The organism is Falsihalocynthiibacter sp. BN13B15 (genome assembly GCF_041205415.1).
Lineage (GTDB): Bacteria > Pseudomonadota > Alphaproteobacteria > Rhodobacterales > Rhodobacteraceae > Falsihalocynthiibacter > Falsihalocynthiibacter arcticus.
Map to the genome: position 1 here is coordinate 129,825 of NZ_JBGFCE010000007.1, position 20,843 is coordinate 150,667.

20 protein-coding genes are annotated in these 20,843 nt (G+C 53.6%); 8 read left to right on the forward strand and 12 right to left on the reverse strand.

The genetic code is table 11. From position 1 onward, the window contains the following. Nucleotides 1-33 precede the first annotated feature (33 nt). Nucleotides 34-1,149 (forward strand): site-specific DNA-methyltransferase, encoded by a 1,116-nt coding sequence (locus AB9F26_RS13260; protein WP_039003344.1) that lies wholly within the window; start codon nucleotides 34-36, stop codon nucleotides 1,147-1,149. A 106-nt stretch (nucleotides 1,150-1,255) separates the two neighbouring features. On the opposite strand, the gene AB9F26_RS13265 is transcribed toward AB9F26_RS13260, so the two are convergent. Both AB9F26_RS13265 and AB9F26_RS13270 read right to left on the reverse strand, forming a co-directional pair. Next, a complete protein-coding gene (locus AB9F26_RS13265; protein WP_369755351.1) occupies nucleotides 1,256-2,389 on the reverse strand; it encodes an alkane 1-monooxygenase in 1,134 nt (377 codons plus the stop codon). Nucleotides 2,390-2,421: 32 nt separating this feature from the next. After that, nucleotides 2,422-3,486: an A/G-specific adenine glycosylase gene (locus AB9F26_RS13270; protein WP_369755350.1), complete on the reverse strand. Its 1,065-nt coding sequence runs from the start codon at nucleotides 3,484-3,486 to the stop codon at nucleotides 2,422-2,424. A gap of 81 nt (nucleotides 3,487-3,567) precedes the next feature. Between AB9F26_RS13270 and AB9F26_RS13275 the strand changes: the two genes are divergently transcribed. From AB9F26_RS13275 to AB9F26_RS13285, 3 genes are read left to right on the forward strand one after another with little or no spacing between them, the layout of a single operon-like run. After that, a complete protein-coding gene (locus AB9F26_RS13275; RefSeq protein WP_369768234.1) occupies nucleotides 3,568-4,089 on the forward strand; it encodes a DUF721 domain-containing protein in 522 nt (173 codons plus the stop codon). An 8-nt stretch (nucleotides 4,090-4,097) separates the two neighbouring features. After that, nucleotides 4,098-4,715, forward strand: coding sequence for a DsbA family protein (locus AB9F26_RS13280; RefSeq protein ID WP_335583982.1), 618 nt, complete (start codon nucleotides 4,098-4,100; stop codon nucleotides 4,713-4,715). 3 nt (nucleotides 4,716-4,718) lie between these two features. Further along, nucleotides 4,719-5,840, forward strand: coding sequence for a CaiB/BaiF CoA transferase family protein (locus tag AB9F26_RS13285; RefSeq protein ID WP_369755348.1), 1,122 nt, complete (start codon nucleotides 4,719-4,721; stop codon nucleotides 5,838-5,840). Here the strand turns inward: AB9F26_RS13285 and lpxK are convergent. From lpxK to AB9F26_RS13315, 6 genes are all read right to left on the reverse strand, one after another. After that, nucleotides 5,837-6,829 carry a tetraacyldisaccharide 4'-kinase gene (gene lpxK, locus AB9F26_RS13290; RefSeq protein WP_369768235.1) on the reverse strand — a complete coding sequence of 331 codons (993 nt, stop codon included), beginning with the start codon at nucleotides 6,827-6,829 and terminating at the stop codon, nucleotides 5,837-5,839. The genes AB9F26_RS13285 and lpxK overlap by 4 nt on opposite strands. After that, nucleotides 6,829-8,109 carry a 3-deoxy-D-manno-octulosonic acid transferase gene (locus tag AB9F26_RS13295; RefSeq protein ID WP_369768236.1) on the reverse strand — a complete coding sequence of 427 codons (1,281 nt, stop codon included), beginning with the start codon at nucleotides 8,107-8,109 and terminating at the stop codon, nucleotides 6,829-6,831. The genes lpxK and AB9F26_RS13295 overlap by 1 nt, the downstream gene beginning before the upstream one ends. 12 nt (nucleotides 8,110-8,121) lie before the next feature. Beyond that, the gene (locus AB9F26_RS13300; protein ID WP_039003351.1) at nucleotides 8,122-8,364 is read right to left on the reverse strand and encodes a DUF4170 domain-containing protein; all 243 of its coding nucleotides are present in this window, start codon (nucleotides 8,362-8,364) and stop codon (nucleotides 8,122-8,124) included. 67 nt (nucleotides 8,365-8,431) lie between these two features. Next, the gene (locus AB9F26_RS13305) at nucleotides 8,432-9,205 is read right to left on the reverse strand and encodes a 3'(2'),5'-bisphosphate nucleotidase CysQ (RefSeq protein WP_369768237.1); all 774 of its coding nucleotides are present in this window, start codon (nucleotides 9,203-9,205) and stop codon (nucleotides 8,432-8,434) included. Continuing rightward, on the reverse strand, nucleotides 9,198-10,565 hold the full coding sequence (locus AB9F26_RS13310) for a TldD/PmbA family protein (RefSeq protein WP_369768238.1): 1,368 nt from the start codon (nucleotides 10,563-10,565) through the stop codon (nucleotides 9,198-9,200). The genes AB9F26_RS13305 and AB9F26_RS13310 overlap by 8 nt, the downstream gene beginning before the upstream one ends. A gap of 127 nt (nucleotides 10,566-10,692) precedes the next feature. Next, complete coding sequence (locus AB9F26_RS13315) at nucleotides 10,693-12,192, reverse strand: DUF2125 domain-containing protein (RefSeq protein ID WP_335583987.1); 1,500 nt, start codon at nucleotides 12,190-12,192, stop codon at nucleotides 10,693-10,695. 129 nt (nucleotides 12,193-12,321) lie between these two features. Here AB9F26_RS13315 and AB9F26_RS13320 point away from each other — a divergent pair, with 129 nt between their 5' ends. Genes AB9F26_RS13320 through AB9F26_RS13330 form a run of 3 tightly spaced genes read left to right on the forward strand, consistent with a single transcriptional unit; the run spans nucleotide 12,322 to nucleotide 14,889 of the window. Then, nucleotides 12,322-13,071, forward strand: coding sequence for an SDR family oxidoreductase (locus AB9F26_RS13320; protein ID WP_369768239.1), 750 nt, complete (start codon nucleotides 12,322-12,324; stop codon nucleotides 13,069-13,071). A gap of 4 nt (nucleotides 13,072-13,075) precedes the next feature. Further along, nucleotides 13,076-13,708 carry an enoyl-CoA hydratase/isomerase family protein gene (locus AB9F26_RS13325; RefSeq protein WP_369768240.1) on the forward strand — a complete coding sequence of 211 codons (633 nt, stop codon included), beginning with the start codon at nucleotides 13,076-13,078 and terminating at the stop codon, nucleotides 13,706-13,708. Then, nucleotides 13,705-14,889, forward strand: coding sequence for a TIGR03862 family flavoprotein (locus tag AB9F26_RS13330; RefSeq protein ID WP_335583990.1), 1,185 nt, complete (start codon nucleotides 13,705-13,707; stop codon nucleotides 14,887-14,889). Before AB9F26_RS13325 ends, AB9F26_RS13330 begins: the two co-directional genes overlap by 4 nt. Here the strand turns inward: AB9F26_RS13330 and holA are convergent. The 4 genes from holA to AB9F26_RS13350 form a co-directional block, all read right to left on the reverse strand. Then, nucleotides 14,882-15,907, reverse strand: coding sequence for a DNA polymerase III subunit delta (gene holA, locus AB9F26_RS13335; RefSeq protein WP_369768241.1), 1,026 nt, complete (start codon nucleotides 15,905-15,907; stop codon nucleotides 14,882-14,884). The two genes, AB9F26_RS13330 and holA, sit on opposite strands and share 8 nt — an antisense overlap. Then, complete coding sequence (locus AB9F26_RS13340) at nucleotides 15,904-16,395, reverse strand: hypothetical protein (protein WP_335583992.1); 492 nt, start codon at nucleotides 16,393-16,395, stop codon at nucleotides 15,904-15,906. Before AB9F26_RS13340 ends, holA begins: the two co-directional genes overlap by 4 nt. Further along, complete coding sequence (leuS, locus tag AB9F26_RS13345) at nucleotides 16,382-18,934, reverse strand: leucine--tRNA ligase (RefSeq protein WP_369768242.1); 2,553 nt, start codon at nucleotides 18,932-18,934, stop codon at nucleotides 16,382-16,384. The genes AB9F26_RS13340 and leuS overlap by 14 nt, the downstream gene beginning before the upstream one ends. A 97-nt stretch (nucleotides 18,935-19,031) precedes the next feature. Then, nucleotides 19,032-19,502, reverse strand: coding sequence for a DUF3576 domain-containing protein (locus AB9F26_RS13350; protein ID WP_369768243.1), 471 nt, complete (start codon nucleotides 19,500-19,502; stop codon nucleotides 19,032-19,034). Between the two features lie 294 nt (nucleotides 19,503-19,796). On the opposite strand from AB9F26_RS13350, the gene AB9F26_RS13355 reads away from it, so the two are divergent. Continuing rightward, nucleotides 19,797-20,795 carry a porin gene (locus AB9F26_RS13355; RefSeq protein ID WP_369768244.1) on the forward strand — a complete coding sequence of 333 codons (999 nt, stop codon included), beginning with the start codon at nucleotides 19,797-19,799 and terminating at the stop codon, nucleotides 20,793-20,795. Nucleotides 20,796-20,843: the final 48 nt, after the last annotated feature.

The window sequence follows — 20,843 nt, forward strand, 5'->3', positions numbered from 1 at the left end:
GTAAGCGCAAAATGCGCAACATATGAGGCAGTAATGAAAAACAATACTAAAGCAAAAGAGGCTTTCGAGCTGCCTCTTAACCAGATACTTGACGGCGATTGCATCGATGTGATGAACAGTCTTCCTGAAAACTCTGTCGATCTTATTTTCGCAGATCCCCCTTATAATCTTCAGCTGAAAGGCGATCTTCACCGCCCCGACAACTCAAAAGTCGACGCTGTAGATGATGATTGGGATAAATTCTCCTCATTTGAAACCTATGACCGTTTCACTAAGGCATGGCTCGCAGCTGCTCGACGTATCCTCAAGCCAAATGGCGCGATCTGGGTTATCGGCAGCTACCACAATATTTTCCGCGTTGGCGCTGCCATGCAGGACGCTGGCTATTGGATTTTGAACGACGTTGTTTGGCGCAAATCCAACCCCATGCCGAATTTTCGCGGCAAACGTCTGACCAATGCACATGAGACAATGATCTGGGCGTCCAAAGAGGAGTCCAGCAAATATACCTTTAATTACGAGGCGCTCAAGTCGCTCAATGAAGGTATTCAAATGCGGTCCGATTGGGTTTTGCCTATCTGTAATGGCCATGAGCGTTTGAAAAATGACGAAGGTACCAAAGCGCATCCAACGCAAAAGCCCGAAAGCTTGTTGCACCGCATTTTGGTGTCCACAACAAACCCTGGCGACGTTGTCTTGGACCCGTTCTTTGGAACAGGGACGACTGGCGCTGTAGCCAAGAAACTTGGCCGTGATTACATCGGAATCGAGCGCGAAGCCGACTATCGCAAGGTTGCCGAGAAGCGTCTCAAGAATATCCGAAAGTTCGACAACGAGAGCTTGCAAGTTTCGACATCAAAACGCGCCGAACCACGTGTTCCTTTTGGCCAATTGGTCGAGCGCGGCATGCTTCAGCCAGGCGAAGAACTCTATTCGATGAACAAGCGCCACAAGGTCAAGGTCCGTGCAGACGGCACATTGGTTGGCGTCGATGTTAAAGGCTCAATTCATCAGGTTGGGGCCGCATTGGAAGGCGCTCCTAGCTGTAATGGTTGGACATATTGGTGCTTTAAGCGCGACGGCAAACAGGTCCCGATTGACTTGTTGCGTCAGCAAATTCGCGCGGAAATGACCGAACGCCCCAACTAAACTAGATATACTAATTACCGCCTGTGTCTGTGGACTTGCTCCACAGCGCAACCTTGCCCTGTCGTGCAAGCCTCTGGCCCATGCGACAGGGTTTTTTTCGTGTTTTTTACCGTGGCATCGGATTTGTGCCATCCTTATAGGCCGACCAATCTTCGATGCCCGGATAGTAATGATTGCGCCACGCGCGAACGTGCGGATTCATCTTACGACGCCAAAGCGGCGGGATCATCGCAACGGCCGTCATAACCGGATACCCGTAGGGAAGTTGCGGCGCATCCTTCTGGCTGTAATTCTGGAGCAGAGGGAAACGGCGGGATGGTTTATAGTGGTGGTCACTGTGCCGTTGAAGGTTAATTAAGAGCCAATTACTGGCCTTGTGGGACGCATTCCAACTGTGGTGCGGCCTCACATGCTCGTACTTCCCACCGCCAATATGGGCGCGTGTCAGGCCGTAATGCTCGATATAATTGGCCAGTTCCAATTGCCAAATCGCGACGCCTGCTTGCATGAGAAACAGCCCCAGCCCAACAAAACCACTTAACGAAAACGCCAGCACCAGAAAGAAAACCTGAAGTGCAGCATAGCGCCAAAACGGGTTGCGGAGATGCATGACGGACAGGTCGCGCCGCGCCAACATCGCCTTTTCGGCCCTCCATGCGGACGGCAAACATTGTCGTAGAACGCGCGGATAATATTGGTGAAATCCCTCATTGTATCGCGCAGTAACAGGGTCGCGCGGGGTGCCAACATAAATGTGGTGCACCAAAAGGTGTTCGGAGCGGAAATGACTATACAGAACCATCGCGAGAAGAATATCGGCCGACCAACGTTCTAGCCGGCTTTTTTGGTGCATGAGTTCGTGCGAATAATTGATCCCGATTGTACCCGAAACCACACCAACACCAAAGAAGAGCACGAGCGTTTCAAGAGTCCCCAAATGATCGGCGCGAGGTACATAATATATGAGGCCAAACACTACACAAAATTGAATCGGTAGCCAGATCAACGTGATGAGGCGATACCAGAACAGGTCACTATCAGGCGTCAATGGATTTGCGTTTTCCGTGGTCCGCCCAAAAATTGCGTCCAGAACTCCAAACAGGAGCCAGCCATAAAGCGGCAGTAAAATAACCCAAAATCCGCCAAACACAGCCCCCAAAATGGCCAAGGGAACCATCCCTAGCGAGAGCCAAAACGGTAGCGCAGATTGAAATTTTGAGACAGTTTCGGCAGGGATCATGTTGAGCTCCGTGAACTAAAAAGTTCTAGATGTTATGCGGTTTTGTCGCGCAGGCCTTGTGCAAGGTCAAATGCCTTGCGCATGACAGTGGGTAAATCATTGGCGCTAAAGGTGGAGGCGTCAACAAAAACGCCACGTAGTGGGGCGGCTTCGAGGGGAACCTGCGCGACCTGTACTGCCAATTTAAGGTGGAAATGGGTAAAAGTATGACCTACTTCGCCATTCAGGGGGGTCCAAAAAGTTGAAATTGGCGGATCGACATTCTCTGGGTTTTCGCTCCATTCATTTCCCGGCCAGCCAAGCATACCCCCTAACAATCCTTTATCGGGGCGCTGTTCCAAAAGCCACGCGCCATCTTCGCGCTGGGCCAAATAGACGGTGCCGAACCGAGTCGGCTTGGGTTTTTTCGGCGTTTTCTTGGGCAGTTCGGCGGCGATTCCTAATTTTTGGGCACGGCATTTTTCTGTCCATGGGCAAGGCGCGCAGGTTGGATTGCGAGGAGAACAAAGGGTCGCGCCCAAATCCATAACCGCCTGTGCGTAATCCCCCGCGCGTTTCTGGGGCGTTAGTTTTGTTGCGAAGTCCCTTAAGGCGGGTTTGGCCTCGGGAAGTGGGACGTCATGGGCAAAGATACGCGCCATAACCCGCTCAACATTTCCGTCAACAACAACTTCGGCACGATCAAAGGCAATCGATGCAATCGCCGCAGAGGTATACGGTCCAATTCCCGGAAGACTCTCAAGTTCGGCGCGGGTGGATGGAAAAATACCGTTATAATCCGCGACAACACTGCGCGAACATTTTAGCAAATTTCGGGCCCTTGCGTAATATCCAAGGCCCGCCCATGCGGCCATCACATCGGCGTCTTCTGCTGCTGCCAAATCGCGCACAGTTGGCCAAAGCGTTGTGAATTTTATGAAATAGGCCTGAACTGCGGCCACTGTGGTCTGTTGCAACATCACTTCCGAAAGCCAAATGCGATAGGGGTCCGCCCGTATTCCCGCAATCGACGCCGCTGGCGCCACACGCCATGGCATTTCGCGTGCATTCAGGTCGTACCATGCCAAAAGATCGGCGGATTTCGGCAGGTCACGCATTGTTTATCCAATCGTTATCGCTATTTCACTGGCGCACGTCGCCATGGCGCATAGAATAGCAGGCAACACAGGGATGAACAGATGAAGCCGCAAACGCGCTATCAAAAACCTGGCCGCAACATGAAGGGCTTTCAGCGCACTTCGAGTTTGCTTCAGGGGCAAATCCGCAAATCGGCGGAGACGCGTGGCTTTGCTGTGACGCGGATGTTGACGCATTGGGCCGAAATCGTGGGTGAAGAGACAGCCAAGATCGCCCGTCCTGTGGATGTAAAATATGGTCGGGGTAGTTTTGGCGCGACTTTGACGCTGCTGACGACTGGCGCGCAAGCACCGATGTTGGAGATGCAAAAGGAGCAAATCCGAACCCGCGTAAACCAAGTTTACGGCCACGCGGCGATTTCGGCGATTCGGATTACCCAAACTGCGCGGAGTGGATTTTCCGAAGGGAAGATCGATTTTGCCCATGCCCCCAAAACAACACCCACTCCCGATCCACAAAAAGCTGCCATTGCAAAATCATTTGCAGCGCCAGTCCAAAACGCCGACCTGCGAGCCGCTCTTGAAGCTCTGGGCGCGAACGTCCTTTCCAGAAAACAAAAATAGGTGACCAAATGAACCGTCGCGAATTTACTTCCGCACTCGCCCTTTCGATCATTCCCGCGATGGGAGGCTCCTTTGCCTTTGCACAGGATGCAGAAACCGCCCCAATGACGGGCATCACAGAAATGGTCTTGGGATCACCCGAGGCGCCCATCGAAATTATTGAGTACGCCTCCTACACATGCCCGCATTGCGCGAATTTCCACACAAGCACGTTCCAGAAAATCAAAGAAAACTATATCGATACAGGCAAAGTTCGCTTTGTCTATCGGGAAGTTTATTTTGATCGGTACGGTCTTTGGGCGTCCATGGTTGCACGTTGTGGCGGCGAAGAACGGTTCTTTGCTATTACCGAAACGCTCTATAACAATCAGAAAACTTGGGCGACCGGCGAGCCAACCGAAATTGCGGAAAACTTGCGCAAAATCGGACTGGTTGATGGCTTAGACAAGGATGCACTCGACGCCTGCCTGGCAGATGGCGAGCAAGCAGAGGCCCTTGTTGCTTGGTTCCAGGAAAACGCGACTCGCGATGAGATCACGGGAACGCCTTCCTTTATGATCAACGGGAAGAAGTTTGAAAACGCAACCTATCAAGAGTTTGCAGACCACCTCGACGGGTTGCTTTAAAATATGTCCCAGCCGCCATTAACTGGCCTAAAAGTCATTGAATTGGCCCGCATTTTGGCGGGCCCTTGGTGTGGCCAGATATTGGCGGATTTGGGCGCAGAAGTCATTAAAGTCGAAAGTCCTGAGGGCGATGATACACGCCGTTGGGGCCCACCCTATATCGAACACAATGGCGAAACCTCGGCGGCGTATTTCCATGCGACGAACCGTGGGAAATCCTCAATTTGTATTGATTTCCGAACAGCCGAAGGTCAGGCACAGGTACGTGATTTGGTCCGAAGCGCGGATATTGTGATTGAGAACTTCAAGGTTGGCGGGCTCAAGAAATACGGGTTGGACTACGCCAGTCTTGCCGAAATCAATCCACGTCTGGTGTATTGTTCGATCACGGGTTTCGGTCAAACGGGCCCCTATTCTGGACGCGCGGGCTATGACTATATCATCCAAGGCATGTCGGGCCTTATGTCGGTCACAGGTGACCCTGAGCACCACCCTCAGAAAACAGGCGTGGCGATTATTGACGTTTTTACAGGGGTTTACGCCAGTACGGCCATCCTTGCGGCGATCCATGAGCGGGAGAAAACGGGGTTAGGGCAACAGGTCGATATGGCGCTTTTGGATGTTGGCACCGCAATCCTAGCCAACCAGTCAATGAACTATTTCGCGACGGGTATCTCGCCGAAGCGGCTTGGCAACGCGCACCCAAATCTTGTTCCCTATCAAACGTTTGGGTGCTCGGACGGTCACATAATCGTCGCCGTCGGAAACGATAGTCAGTTTGTCAAATTCTGCGAATTGCTTTCTGTTCAAACCCTTGCCTCTGACCCGCAATACGCCACGAACAGCGCGCGTGTGACAAATCGAGAGGCGCTTGGCGCGTTACTCGAAGTTCACACACTCAAAATGACAAAGGCCGAACTTCTTGCCGCGTGCGAAAATTTCGGTGTGCCGGCGGGGCCGATCAATACGATTGAGGACGTTTTCAACGATCCACAGGTTAAGCATCGCGGTCTTAAAATTTCGCCTGAGGGCGTCTCTGGGGTACGAACACCAATTACGTTTTCGAAAAGCCAATTGGCGCTTGATCAAGCTTCGCCCAAACTAGGAACCACCAAGATACCCTAGTCTATTCCTGCGGATTTCAGGGCTTCGACCAAAGCGGTCGCGTCCTTAATTTCCAAACGAACAGGCAAGGTCAGAACCTTTTGTCGAAAGGCGCTGGGTAAACGAACGGCGTCTTTCTCCGTTGTGATTAATTGCGCCCCTAGTGTTGCTGCATCGAACTCAAGACGACGCATTAGCGCTTCACTGAGGCGCTGATGATCGGCGAGGGCGACGGTCTTTATCAGTTCAACCTCTTGGGACTTGAGTGTTTCAAAAAACTTCTCGGGGTGACCAATTCCGGCGAAGGCCAAGCACCGAAGGCCGGAAAAATCCATCCCCATTTGCAAAACAGTCAACTCTCCTTCAAGACGTGGCACTCCAACTGCGTGCCCCCATGCTTTAGTGAATTGCTCTTGGGCGGCGGAATTTCCAACAGATATCACCATATCGGCCCGTATTAGACCCACATGAAGAGGTTCGCGCAGTGGGCCGGCCGGTATGACACGACCATTGCCGAACCCTAATGCAGCGTCCACAACGACAATCGAAAGATCCTTTGCAACGGAGGGATTCTGGAAGCCATCGTCCAAAATAAGAACATCGATATCAAGGGTTTCGGCGAAACGCGCGCCAGCGGCGCGGTCTTTAGCAACAATGCAAGGCGCGAAGGCCGCGAGCAACATTGGTTCGTCGCCCACCTCGCTAGAGAAGTGTCCGTTCGGGTCAATGCGTACCGGCCCTTCAAGCTTGCCACCATATCCGCGTGACAAGAGCGCGGGTTTTCGGCCCATGCCTTGAAGGAGTTGGATCAGAGCAATAGCGGTCGGGGTTTTTCCCGTGCCACCGATATTGATGTTGCCCACACAGATCACAGGCATCTTTGGGCGGTAGCCAGTAGTTTTTGAGAGGCGACGCGCCGTGCCCGATGCATAGAGTTTTCCCAGAGGCGCGAGCAATTTGTCGCGCCACGAATTCTCAAATGGGCGGTACCAAAACAGCGGTTGTTTCATCAAAAAGCTCCGATATCTTCGAGCATCGTTTCAATACGAGCAACGGCCAAATCCGTGGCGCGCGCCCCTTTGGTCGTCAAATCCCATGCAGAATGCGCCATCGCCGCGGATTGGTCCGGCGCAAGGAGCGAAAGAAGTCCATTGGTCAGTTCGGTTGTGGTGCCGACCTGTCGCGCTCCCCCCTCCGAATTCAAAGCCTCATATACTTTGCGATGCGTCCCTAGGTTCGGTCCATGCAAGATAGCAGAGCCAAGGCCAGCGGCCTCAAACGGTGACTGAATCGCGTGTCCTGCAGCAAGGCTGCATCCGAGGAAACTCACAGTTGCAAGACGATACCAAAGCCCACGTTCGCCATCTGTGTCAGCAATGTAGATTTGGGTTTCGTCATCTGGAATCTCGCCAAGCGAACGCAGTTTCACCCGAAGTCCCTTCTGAGCAAACTCATCTGCAAGGTCAGACCCCCGTTGGCTCGAATCGGGCGACAATATGAGCAACAAGCGATGTGCCGTTCGGCTCGCTGTCATATGCGCATTCAAAACGATGCTCTCTTCCACTTTGGGAATATTGCTCGCAAACCAAACTGGCCTGCCAACGAGGGTTTTCGCGAGGTGAATGCGATCCTCTTCATTGCAGGGCAGTGTCGTGCTCACTTCCTCTATAGGGCCAGAAATTGTGATCCGGCTCCCCTCAATTCCCAAAGCGGAAAGCGCTTTTGCAGAGGAGGCATCCACTGTGTCAATGTAATTGAAACGCCGCAACACCTCCCGCATGACCGACCTTTGGCCCGAGAACCGGTCGCGCACACCAGAAAAGCTACGTGCGTCGAGTTTTGCATCGATGAGAAACAAAGGAATTCGGCTATTGGAGGTGCAAAGAACGGTGATTGGACCGGTATCAATTCCGGCAAAAACAGCTAAATCTGGCCTCCAGTGTTTTAGGAAATTCTCGACGAAAATAGGGACTTCTGCGGGCGAAAACTGATGAAAGCAGTGACGAGGAAGAGCGTCGGTCGTAAAAGGAATTCTGTCATTGCGCGGGGTGGTCACAAGGAAATGCACCGAGGGCCAGTCCTCGCTCAATTGTCGAATGAGTTTTGTAAGAGCATGCGCCTTCGTGACGTCGGGAGCGTGGAGCCAAACGAGAACCCCTCGCGGCCTTTCGACGCTGGCAATTCCCATTTCTTCGGCGGCACCGGGTGAGTTTTCGCTCTCGAGCGCGATCTGCACTTCTGCAGTACGCCGCGTTTGGGCCTTCAGAAAAAGAGAGAGCGAAAACGACATTTCGGGTCGACTTTAACCCAGCTCTTCGGTCGAGGAAGCCGCTATTTCCTCATCGCGAAGACGATGAATATGCGCGATAAAGAAACGCATATGGGCGTTGTCGACTGTGCGCTGGGCTTCGGATTTCCACGCATCATAGGCGCTCGCGTAGTCGGGGAACATGCCCACGATTTTAATGTCATTCACATCTTTGAAAACGTTTTTGGTCGGGTCGACCAATTCGCCCCCGAATACTAAGTGTAGGCGTTGTGTCATGTGATCCTCATCGTGGTTTTGGGAATTGGAAACAGTCTAAGGGAGATCGGTTCAGGGGGAAAGGGACTTAGCGCGGTGCAAGTCGCGAAATTATGCCCGCGTGAATTTCTGGTGGGGCTGCAACCATTCCATGCAGCATCGGGCGCGGATTGTTAAAGAGAGCGCGTTGGCCAATTTGGTCGGTAACACATGCACCAGCGCGTTCGGCAATCAAGCTGCCAGCGGCGACATCCCACTCCCAAGTATCGCGCAAAGTGAGCATGATATCAAAACGCCCGTTCGCGATTAAACAAAGCCGATAGGCGAGGGAACTCCGAAAATGATGGTCGAACTGTGGAACGGGGCCCTGCCAAAGGTAGGCCGAAAAATTTGTTTTGGCTGCGAGCGTTGTTGCGCCATCAATGCTGGTACGTGTGCTCGCATCAATTTTGTCGCCGTTTAGGGTCGCATATCCATGTTCTGTGGCGCAATAGAGCCGGTCTAGGGCAGGTAAATAAACAGCGGCGGCCGTTATGATTCCGTTTTTAGCAATGGCAAGGGAGTGGGAAAATGTAGGAGAGCCTTCGATAAAGGCGCGTGTGCCATCTATCGGATCAATGATGAAAACGTGCTCGCGATTTAGGCGATCCGAAGTGTCTTCAGTCTCCTCAGAGAGCCAGCCATAATCGGGTCGCGCATGCGTCAATTCTGACTTGAGCATTCTGTCGATGGCCAAATCAGCTTCGGTTACGGGGCCCGCACCGCCGGATTTTTCCCAAACATCGGGTGTTTTCTTCCAGTATTTTTTTGCAATCTCTCCGCTCGCGTATGCGGCGTCGATCAGGAGATCAATATCAGCCACCAGCTAGGGTCATCCCGTCGAGCAACAACGACGGAACAACGCGCGATAAATGCGTGCGCGCATCGTTTGCGGGCGTGAACGTGCGCAGCATATCCTTGAGGTTTCCCGCAATGGTACATTCATTCACGGCGCATTGAAGTTCGCCGTTTTCAACCCAGAACCCAGACGCGCCACGGGAATAATCCCCTGTGTTAGCGTTGATCGAACTGCCGATCATAGAGGTGACAAGGAGCCCTGTGCCCATTTCGGCTAGCAACTCATCTCGGGTCATATTCCCTTGCGTTAGGGACACATTTCCAGAACTTGGTGAAGGCGGTGAAGAGGTTCCGCGTGATGCGTTTGCGGTGCTTTCCATGCCCAACGCGCGTGCGTTTGCAAGGTCGAGCGTCCAGCCCGTCAATATGCCGTCCTCAACGATTGCGCGGCGTTGTGTGAGCAGCCCCTCGCCATCAAAGGGCCGACTTCCTGACGTGCGAGCGCGGTGTGGATCCTCAATGAGGGAGATACCTTTTGGCAAAACCTGTTCGCCCAAGCTGTCGCGCAAAAAGCTTCCACCGCGGACGATGGCACTCCCGTTGATCGCACCCAAAAGATGTCCAATGAGGGTGGCAGACACACGCTCGTCGAATAATACAGGGAAGAATCCAGTTTTTGGTTGGCGCGCGCCGATGCGTTCTACGGCGCGTTGTCCTGCGATTTTTCCGATGTGTTCGGGGCTATAGAGATCGGAGAAATAGGTGCGACTATCGCCGTAATAGTCTCGTTCCATGTCGGCCCCAGAGCCGGTAATTGCGACTGTGGAAACTGAGTAACCGCTGCGCGCATAGCCGCCCGAAAAACCATTGCTTGTGGCGAGGTGAACACGGCGATTTCCATAGCCAGCCGATGTCGCTTGAACTTGGCTGACGCCTTCGACGTTTTGTGCGGCGGCCTCTGCACGTTGCGCTAACTCTTGGAGTTCCTCGGGGCTGGGTGGCGCGGCGGGATCGTTCATATCGAGCGCGTCGACATTCCAATCCGTTGCCAATTGATCCTGTGAGGCGAGGCCGATATGGGCGTCCTCGGGGGCTTCTTTGGCCATTGCGACGGCGCGCTCGGCCATTTGGGTAATCGTATAATCGCGGGTATCGCTGGCCGATACGCAAGCTTGTCGCTGGCCGATTAGTACACGCAAACCGATATCTACGCCTTCGGAACGCTCGGCATGTTCAAGCTTCCCTTTAAGAACGTCGATTGTGGCGGAAGACCCCTCAACTGCAATTGCATCCGCACCATCCGCGCCCGCGATTTTGGCGGCTTTGAGCAAGGCGTCGGTGAATTTGGCAAGATCATCGGTGGTGGAAGCTGTTGATTTGCTCATTTGGGGCTCGCTTTTGTGGATCTATGCGCAATGAGGTAGCCCTGTGTGCGCTCAGGTGCAAGGGTGGGCCACGAAAAAGGCCGCCAAGTTTCCCTAGCGGCCTTTGAATGTCTCGATCTAGAAACGCCTATTTGATGCGTTGACCGTTGGCCAAGATCGATCCGTCGGCATTGACTTCGATCTTGGAAACAAGCTCGTCCTCGCCTTCGCCTGCGTTGGCAAAAAGACCCGTCATCATCCGCGCGCCCATGGCTTGCTCTTCAGGAATGAGGCCCATCGCGACCAATTTGTCGAGGAGGGCATTGCCGCCCACAAGTTTCAAATTAAGCGCACCCGTTGGTGCAGGAAGGCCGTCAAATGTTTCGAGGTCGTCGTTATTGAAGGTAAAGGCACCATCGCCGGTAAACTCGGCACCCGCCAAGGTTAGTTGGAGCGCATCAATGTTGAAGCTGTGCAATTCACCCGGGAACTCATCGCCTGACATCTCTTCGGCTTCTTCAAAATTAAACAGGTCGAAATCAAGATTAAGTTTGCCAGAGAGATCAACAATCAACGTTGCCGGATCGTGCGGTAATGTGCCTGCGGGATCGATCATACTCCAAAGTGCTTCATCAACGGATAACCCAATAAGCTTCATAGTTAGACCCACATCATCGGGTGTATCCGACTTAGAAACAGGCATAGTGAATACATTATTGGTTTCTTCAACACTAAAGGAAATCGGAAGGGGCATTTGAGCTGGAACGATAGTTACCTGAGTACCTTTGGAACTCGTTTCTACGCCAAGGCCTCCTTGGGAAAGGGCGTATTTCGCGGATCCTTCTGCAGTTGATCCCTTTAGGTCAAAGCCTTCGCTCTCGTCCGTAACAACAATATCGAACGTTGCACCACTGTGACCAAACGAAATGTTCCCGCCGAAGCCAGCGGCAAATGCGGCTGCAAGGTCTTCGTAGTTGATTTCTTCTGGAATCGCGTAATCAAACGCTTCCGTAAAGCCTTTCAGATTGACCATCGCAGTAACCATCTGCGCGCCACCTTCGGGATCTTTGATATCAACCTCAATGTCCGTTTCGGCAACATCAAATGTGCCAACCATTTTGAAGAGGGAGCCCTTTGTGAAGGCATAGGAACCTGCCAATTCGCTGAAGGTCACCAGCGCTTTTGGGGAAAACGCAACATCACCTTGCTTGATGTCCTTGAGGGCAAGGGCATAGGTTGTAGCCGAGAAATCATAATTGGTTGTTGTGTCGTCGCCACTTGCGATGATGCTCATGTCTTGGGATGTCAAAATAAGCGTGACGACCACGTCATCAACTTCCGCCATAATCGGAAGCTCGTCAGGAATGTGGATGGAAACAGTGCCGTCGGAGAGTTGCTCAAATCCGAACGACAGGCCAGTCACAACAACAGACTCGTCATCTTCGACGGGTACGGTCAAGACAATGTCCGCAATGTTCAATGTTTCGCCGTCTTGGCTCTCGCTGCCGACGTCCATTGAATAGCCGAGATTTTCGTAGGTGGTTTTGAGGTCGTTCCAAACTTGCTCAGAGGTCACATCTGCAAACACAGCACTGCTCAACAGGGCCGATGTCGCCGTCGCAACGCTAATTATTTTCAAATATGTCATTGTGATTCCTTCGATTCAAAAATTGCTTGGGAATACATTGTACTGAAGCGCCTAAATTCGCAAGCGGCACTGGGCCTTTCTTTGAAAATTGCATTGGTTTAAGTTGTAGAAAATTTGCGAGGAGAGAACATGAGTGTTGCTGGAAAGACAGTTGTAATTACGGGGGCAAGTCGCGGGATAGGCGCGGCGGCGGCGCGGGCGTTTGCTCAGGCGGGTGCAAATGTTGTGCTCCTTGCCAGAAGCGGGAATGCGATCGCCGAAATCGCACAAGAGATTGGCGGGAAAGCCTTAGCGATCCAATGCGACGTGAGCCAGTTTTCAGAAGTTTCCGCGGCGATTGTGTCCGCTCAGGCGAGGTTCGGGGCCGTGGATATTTTGATCAACAACGCAGGAGTCGTCGACCCTATTGGCTCCCTTTTCGAGTCTAATCCAGAGGAATGGGCGCGCTCAATCGATATAAATGTCAAAGGGGCCTATCATTGTATCCGTGCAGTGATGCCGCACATGCTTGCCGCCAAAGCGGGTACGATTTTGAACGTGGGGTCGGGTGCGGCGCATGGTCCGATGGAAGGGTGGAGCGCCTATTGCACGGGCAAAGCGGCGACCTTCATGTTGACGCGCGCAACCCATTTGGAAGGCCACGAAACGGGTTTGCGGGTCATGGGCCTTTCCCCCGGAACGGTCGCGACAGATATGCAGGTCAAAATTAAAGCCAGCGGCATTAATCCGGTCAGTAAGTTAAACGTCTCGGATCACGTCCCTGCCGAATGGCCTGCCAAGGCGCTCGTTTGGATGTGTTCCCCCGCATCAGACCCACATTTGGGGCAGGAACTTTCCCTTAGAGAGGCGGGACTTCGCGCCACTCTCGGTCTGGAATAGCGCAATGATTGATGTCTCCCAGCTAGAGGGCGTTTGGACGGTAACCCTCAATCGGCCGCAAAAAGCCAACTCGCTAACGCGCGAGATGCTGGAAAATTTGATCGGCATTGTCCGTCAAGCGCGGGATGCGAAAGCCGTTGTCTTTACGGGGACAGGAGTTGTTTTTAGCGCCGGTGCCGATTTGGACGAAGCCCGCGCAGGTCTGGCTGAAAGCCTACTTTGGGAGCAGCTTTCTGGAGAAATTACCGCTTTGCGAGGCCTTACGATATGCGCCCTAAACGGGACGATTGCGGGGGGCGCCTTTGGCATGGCGCTGGCCTGTGACATTCGGATTTCAGTGCCGGAGGCGCGGTTTTTTTATCCCGTCATGAAGCACGGTTTCCTTCCACAGCCCTCCGATCCCAAACGCATGGCCGCCCTTATTGGTCCGTCACGCACGAAGCTTGTTTTTCTATGCGGACAAAAACTGACGAGCGAGCAGGCCTTTTCGTACGGCCTCGTGGACCAAGTCGTTTCTCGGGAGCATTTATTTACGACGGTTGAATCCCTTTGCGCGGACGTGATATCTGCCAAGCCAGAGATTGCCTTTGCAATCAAATCAACTTGCCCGAACGGCGAAAAGGAATCTTCGAGATGAAAACGGCATTGGTTATCGGCGCAGGCCCAGCAGGGCTTATGGCGGCCGAAATATTGGCGGATTCGGGGTTTTCTGTCACCGTTGCAGAAACCAAGAAAAGCCCCGCGCGCAAGCTTCTTATGGCGGGAAAGTCTGGTCTGAATATCACCAAGAACGAGACGGATGAACAGTTTTTGGCGACTTTTGGCGACATGCCTGAAGCGTTGAAATCTGCCATGACCGCGTTTGGTCCCCGCGAAGCAATGGCGTGGGCGCAGGGGTTAAATCAGGTTGTTTTCACTGGCTCAACGGGCCGTGTATTCCCAAGATCGATGAAAGCTTCTCCACTTCTTAGAACGTGGCTGGCACGGATGGGGGGCAAGGGCGTTACTTTGGAACTGGGCTGGAAATGGGTTGGTTGCGCGGGTCCGTCGTTTCAGTTTGAAACAAGCGCAGGCGCCAAAGAGGTTGAGGCGGATGTAACGATTTTGGCCTGTGGTGGCGCGAGTTGGGCAAGATTAGGCTCTGATGGGGCGTGGTCCGAATGGATAGATACGCCGCTTGCGCCATTCAAGCCTGCGAACATGGGGTTTGTTGTGGATTGGTCGTCGCATATGGAGCGCCACTTCGGAAGCCCTGTTAAGCCCGTTGGATTGATTGTTGCGGGCAAAACCCATCGCGGGGAAATTGTTGTGTCCCGCACGGGACTCGAAGGGGGCGGCATTTATACCGTGTCTACCGCGCTTCGCGACGGAGAGACCCTGACGCTTGATCTTTTGCCCGACCTTACAGGCGATCAAATCCGCAAGCGCTTGGCAAGGCCTCAGGGCAAAACGAGTATGGCCAACTTTTATCGCAAAGTTTTAGGCTTAACGCCTGTGAAGATGGCTTTGCTACAGGAGTTTGCGCGCCCGTTGCCAACGGGCAATGCATTCATTTCAGTGCTTAAGGCGCTTCCCGTGCCGCTGAAAGGACCTCGGCCGCTGGACGAAGCTATTTCAACGGCAGGTGGCGTGAAATTTGATGGGATGACAGAGGATCTCATGCTTAAAAACCGCCCAGGTGTATTTTGTGCGGGTGAAATGCTGGATTGGGAAGCGCCCACGGGTGGGTATCTGATTACAGCATCTTTAGCGACTGGAAAACTGGCGGCGGAAGCTGCGGTTCGTTGGGCCGAAAGCGGCTCTAATTCGGCTACTTAAGGCCGCCAAGCATGGAGAGGCGCACCAAAGTGCGCTCCACCAGCGCCATAGTTGGCGCGCGACTTGTGGAGCGTAGCTGAAGGTCGGTATCCAGGAGCATAGAGAGCGCGGCTTCCAAACGACGGGTGCCCCATTTTTGGGCTTGGCGCAGCATACGGTCGCGACGCGCCCCAAAAACGGGGGGACGCAGGCGGCCGATGCCTGCTGCCGGTCCACCCGGATCGGCGCTAGCTGCGTGAAGTGTTCTGAAATGTCGTGTCGCGCCAATGCACAATCCAACGGGTTGAACGCCTTGGGCTTCGAGTTTTTGCATGATTGGCCCAATTTCCGCACTGCGACCTTCCGCGACAATATTTAAAATATCGTCGAGTGCAGCCTCCGTGGATGAGGGGGCACAGGCGGCAACATCTAGCGGAGTCGCAGACTCGGAACTGCTCAGCATATAGAGAGCGAGTTTCTCCATCGTTTGACGGAAATCTCCCGGTCCGATTTCCTTGGAAAGCGCCGTGAGGGCTTCCATTGCGTCCGGACTTACCCGCGTTAGACCCACTTTTGCCAAGTCGGCTTCGATCTCCGCACGGCTTGGAGGATCATGATAGATACCTGCCGCATAGGCATTGCCGTGCCCTTCGAACAGCTTGCGCAGGGCGGATGTGGCCTTGAGCTGTCCGGCCGTTACGATGACCTGCGCATCTCCGGGTTGCCATTCCGCTAGGGCGGCGGCGACGGGTTTGACAAGGGCATCAGTGCAACCCTCAACAAAGGCCACGCGTGCACCCGGGAAAAAGCTTTGGGATTTTACGGCATCGAGAAGCATGGCGGGGTCTTTGCGCATGTCAGAAGCCGGAATCCGAAAGAGGCGCATTTCGTCGTCGCCAGTGGGGCCAATCAGGGCCAAGATAACTTCTTGGCGTTTTAGGGCCACACGCATCGCGTCCGCTCCGTAAATCAACAGGCCCGTTCGTTTCGGGTCGGGCTTGGTGAAATATCCGGTTGCGTCGCGCGGCGAAAGCTTCACGGGAGGAAGCTCCCTGAATTGAGGATAAGATGCTCGGTTATATCATCCCCAAGGACGATCATGAGACGTTCAAAAGCCGCCTCACTCGCGGTACGCGTGCTGACAGGGTTGGATGTGGCGCCGAAACTTGTGAAATTCTTGGCGACGCCTTCGGTGAGAACATTCTGGGTATTGAGGTCGCGTAGGGCGAAGGCAACTTCACCGAGCACGTTATAGCGCGTGGTTTCTTGGTTCGGCGTGATGCCAAGCGGGTCGATGCTGGTTTCAATCAGATATGAGAGGCCAAAGCGCGGATCGGTTGCCCTACCAAGGCGGTCTTCGAGGTGTTTGGTGAGGTCAAAGCTGTTTTTGTCAATCGGCGCGTCAACGAGAACAGATCCCCGTAGACCTTGGGCACTGCCGGTAGGGCCGTACACCGGCTCAAAACCACAGCCCGATGCGAGGGCTGTGGCGGAAAGAAAAAAGAAACGGCGATTAAGCGACAACATTCACAATCCGACCTGGTACAACGATGACCTTTTTAGGGGCTTTCCCCTCAAGAATTCTGATCACAGCTTCATCCGCCAAAGCCAGTTTTTCAACCTCTTCTTTGGGCATGTCCGCAGGTACCGTGATTTCGGAGCGGCGTTTGCCATTAACTTGGATCGGAAGCGTCACCACATCGTCGACCAAAAGCGCGGGATCGGCTTTGGGCCATGGCGCTTGGGCAACGAGGCCTTCGCCACCGAGCATTTGCCACATATCCTCGGCCAAGTGGGGCGTCATGGGGGACATCAGTTGAGCCATGATCTTGAGGGCTTCGCGGCGCGCAGCAGTAGATGCTTTGGATTTCGCAACCGTATTGGTGAAACCATAGAGCTGGGCGACGGACGTGTTGAAGGCGAATCCATCGATTCCGGCGGTGATCGCCTCAATTGCTTTATGGGTGGCTCGCAGGAGCGCCTCGTCGGAGCTGCCGTCGGCAGCCGCCTCCTCGGCGCTCTGTCGGTTTTCATCCGCCAGTCGCCAAACGCGACCGAGGTGTTTTGAGGCAGCCTCAGCGCCAGCGGCGGTCCACTCGACATCGCGCTCGGGCGGGCTGTCGGACATGACGAACCAGCGGGCGGTATCGGCGCCAAAGCTTGTGATAATGTCGTCTGGATCAACCACGTTCTTTTTGGATTTCGACATTTTCGCCGAGGGGATAATCTCGACTTCGGTGCCATCGGCCAATTTTCCGTCGGTCACATCTTCGGGCAGGTGATAGACTTTGCGCCCATTCCCATCGAGAGTTTGGTAGATTTCGTGCGTTACCATCCCTTGCGTAAAGAGCGCGTTGAAGGGTTCAATCGCGCTTTCGGGTAAGTGACCACAGATTTGCATCGCGCGTGCAAAGAAGCGCGCATAGAGAAGGTGAAGAATCGCGTGCTCGATCCCACCGATGTATTGATCGACGTTCATCCAATAGGCTGCGTCTTCGGCATTCGTCGGTGTTGGAGAATTGGGCGAAGTGAAACGCGCGTAATACCAAGAGCTATCGACAAACGTATCCATTGTATCGGTTTCGCGCAGGGCATCCGCGCCACATTTCGGGCAGGAACAGTTGCGCCATGTCGGGTGACGGTCGAGCGGATTGCCGGGGAGGTCAAAGCTGACATCCTTGGGCAATTCAATCGGCAGGTTTTCCTTTTTCTCAGGGACGACACCGCAGGCTTGGCAATGCACAACCGGAATCGGGCATCCCCAATAGCGTTGACGGCTTAGGCCCCAATCGCGCAGGCGGAATTTGGTGACGCCTTTGCCGAGGGATTTCGCTTCCATGAATTCGATGGTTTTAGCCACGGCCTCTTCGCCTGTGGCCTCGGTGAGGCCTGCGAAGTGGTCGACCCAGCGCACTTTTTCGGATTTGAGCGGGGTGAGGGCTGTGTTGCCAACGGGTGCCTCATCATCCAGTGCAAAGAAGGTGTTGGTGACGGCTAAGTCATACTTGCGCGAGAAATCGAGATCGCGTTGATCGTGCGCTGGGCAACCGAAGACCGCACCAGTGCCGTAGTCCATTAGAATGAAATTTGCGACCCAAACCGGCAATTCCCAATCAGGGTTGAGCGGGTGGCGCACTTTTAGGCCAGTATCAAAGCCACGCTTCTCGGCCTTTTCCATGTCGGCCTCTGACGTGCCAAGGCTGCGGCATTCTGCGGTAAAGGCGGCCAACGAAGGGTTGTCGCCTTCGAGCGCTTGGGCCAGCGGGTGATCGGCGGAAATGCCAACGAAACTCGCGCCCATCAATGTATCGGGGCGGGTTGTGTAAACGGGAATGTCTTTGATGTCGCCTTGAGGGGTGGTCAAATCAAAGGCGAACTCAAGGCCGCGCGATTTGCCGATCCAGTTGGCCTGCATGGTGCGGACCTTCTCGGGCCAATTGTCCAAATCATCCAACGCAGTCAGAAGTTCGTCGGCGTGATCGGAAATCTTGAAGAACCACTGTGTTAGTGATTTACGCTCGACGGGCGCATCGGAACGCCAGCCCTTACCATCAATCACTTGCTCATTCGCCAGAACTGTCATGTCTACTGGATCCCAGTTCACAACCGCTTCCTTACGATACACAAGGCCCTTGCCCATGAAATCGATGAACATGCTTTGCTGCTGGCCGTAATATTCCGGATCACAGGTGGCAAATTCGCGGGTCCAGTCAATCGAAAGGCCCAAGGGCTTCATTTGGGCCCGCATGTCGGCGATGTTTTGATAGGTCCAATCGGCTGGATGGCCACCAATCGCCATAGCAGCGTTTTCGGCGGGCATTCCGAAGGCGTCCCAGCCCATTGGGTGCAAGACCGAGAAACCACACGACGCTTTATACCGCGCAACCACGTCGCCCATCGTATAATTCCGCACGTGACCCATATGAATACGCCCAGACGGGTAGGGGAACATCTCGAGGACGTAGTATTTTTCCTTCGCAGGGTCGCGTTTGGCGAGGAATATTTCGGCCTCGTCCCAAGCGTTTTGCCATTTGGGTTCGATTTCGGAGGCGATATAGCGTGACATGAATGAGTCCTTTACGTGCAAAACGCCGAGCTCTTCTGTGGGTTGCAGGGCTCGACGTATGCGAATGACGGGTTAGGTCGGCAAGCGCCTTCCAAGATTAGAGATTGCTGTCGCGCAACCGAAGTTGGCGCGCCCGCGTAAGAATAGCGTCTTCGATCGCACGCTGGGTTTCGGCAGAAACTGCGCGACCTCCGCTCGATTGAAGGGCGACATTAAGAGAACGCGCATCCAAAGCAGGGTCTTGGATATAAACGGCAGCGCGATAGGATTGGCTGCCACCCGGAGGTGTGCCGTATCCCGTGATGAAAATGCCTGAAAAGGGATCGACATCCTGAACGGGCAAGAAGTCGAGAATCTCAAGCGCCGCATTCCAAAGATATTTATTCACCTCAATTTGGGTGTTTGGATCCGTGTTGTTGGCAAAAATATCCCAAACAGTGCTGGGTGGCGTGTCTTCATAACTCTCTTGGAAAGGGGATCGCTCAGGGATTGGCTTAGAATCGCATGCGGAAATGCCCACGACCAAAAGAATCGATGAAAACCATTTGAAAAATTTGCTCGCTACCATTTTGGCTTCCCCTTATTGCTTCAGGGGATTTAGTAACCAACCACCAAAGGCGGAGCAAGGTTTTTCAGTTTTTTAAGCCATACTATAAAGAGAACAATATCGTTCGCCCTGTTTGGAGTCCCCAAAGAAGCTGAAAATTGACTGTGGCAAACCTGCATCAGCCTTAAAGGGTTTGTTTATGCGATGCATCGGGAACTTGCAAAACCGGAGCCGAAAGGCGATTGAACAGCATACTCAGTTCGGATTTCCCTGAATTGAGGTGCACTCTTTAATCTCTTACAAGGGAAAAACGAAATGAAAAATCTTCTTATTGCTACGACTGCACTCGTTGCAACCGCTGGCGTCGCAGCCGCTGACATCTCCGTATCCGGTGACGGCCGCATGGGTTTGGTATATGACGACCGTGATAATGCTGGTCTTCCTGGCGATTCCAACATCAAAATGAGCAGCCGTATTCGTATCGGTTTCTCCGCATCCGGCGAAACTGACAACGGTCTGTCTTTCGGTGGTTTCGTCCGCGCTGACAACTCTGGTGGCGGTGCTGCTGGTCGCGCTGGTTCCGTATTCATCTCCGGTTCTTTCGGTAAGCTCTCCATGGGCGACGTTGACGGCGCTGCTAAAGCTGCTGTTGGTCAAGTTTCCGGTATCGGTTACACAGGCTTGAGCGACCTTAACGAAATCACGTACCTCAACTCCGGTACTGATTTGGATGGAGACGGCAACCAAGATACACTGTACCCAACTCCTTCGGCTCTTTATGAGTACGCAGCTGGTTCCACAGTATTCTACGTTGGTATCGGCCAAATCGGTACCCAAATCGGTACTGTTTCCGTTCCAGGTCAGCTTCTTCCAGCTGTTGGTGAAGTAGGTCAGTCCTACTCGGTTGGTGCTAAATGGTCTAACGACAATGGCCTTACAATCGCTGGTGGTTATGAAGCTACGAACGACGTTGCTGGTACAGGCGACGCGAGCGATTGGGTTCTTGGTGCTCAATGGACTAACGGTACATGGGGCGTTAAAGGTGTTTACCTTCAAGGCGAATGGGCTGGCTTCGGCGACGTTCAACAGTACGCTGTTTCCGGTGACTGGACTTCTGGTGCGACGACTGTAACTGCTTTCTACACTAAGAAAGACCTTCAGGACTTCGATACTACCTCTGAGTCCTACGGCCTTGGTGCTGCATACGACCTCGGTGGCGGTGCTACACTTGCCGGCGGTATCGCTAGCGTGAGCCCACTCAACGACGGTGACAAATACACAGTTGGTGACCTTGGTATCAAATTCAACTTCTAATCCATCCGGATTATTGTGAATTGGAAAGAGCGGGCTTCGGTCCGCTCT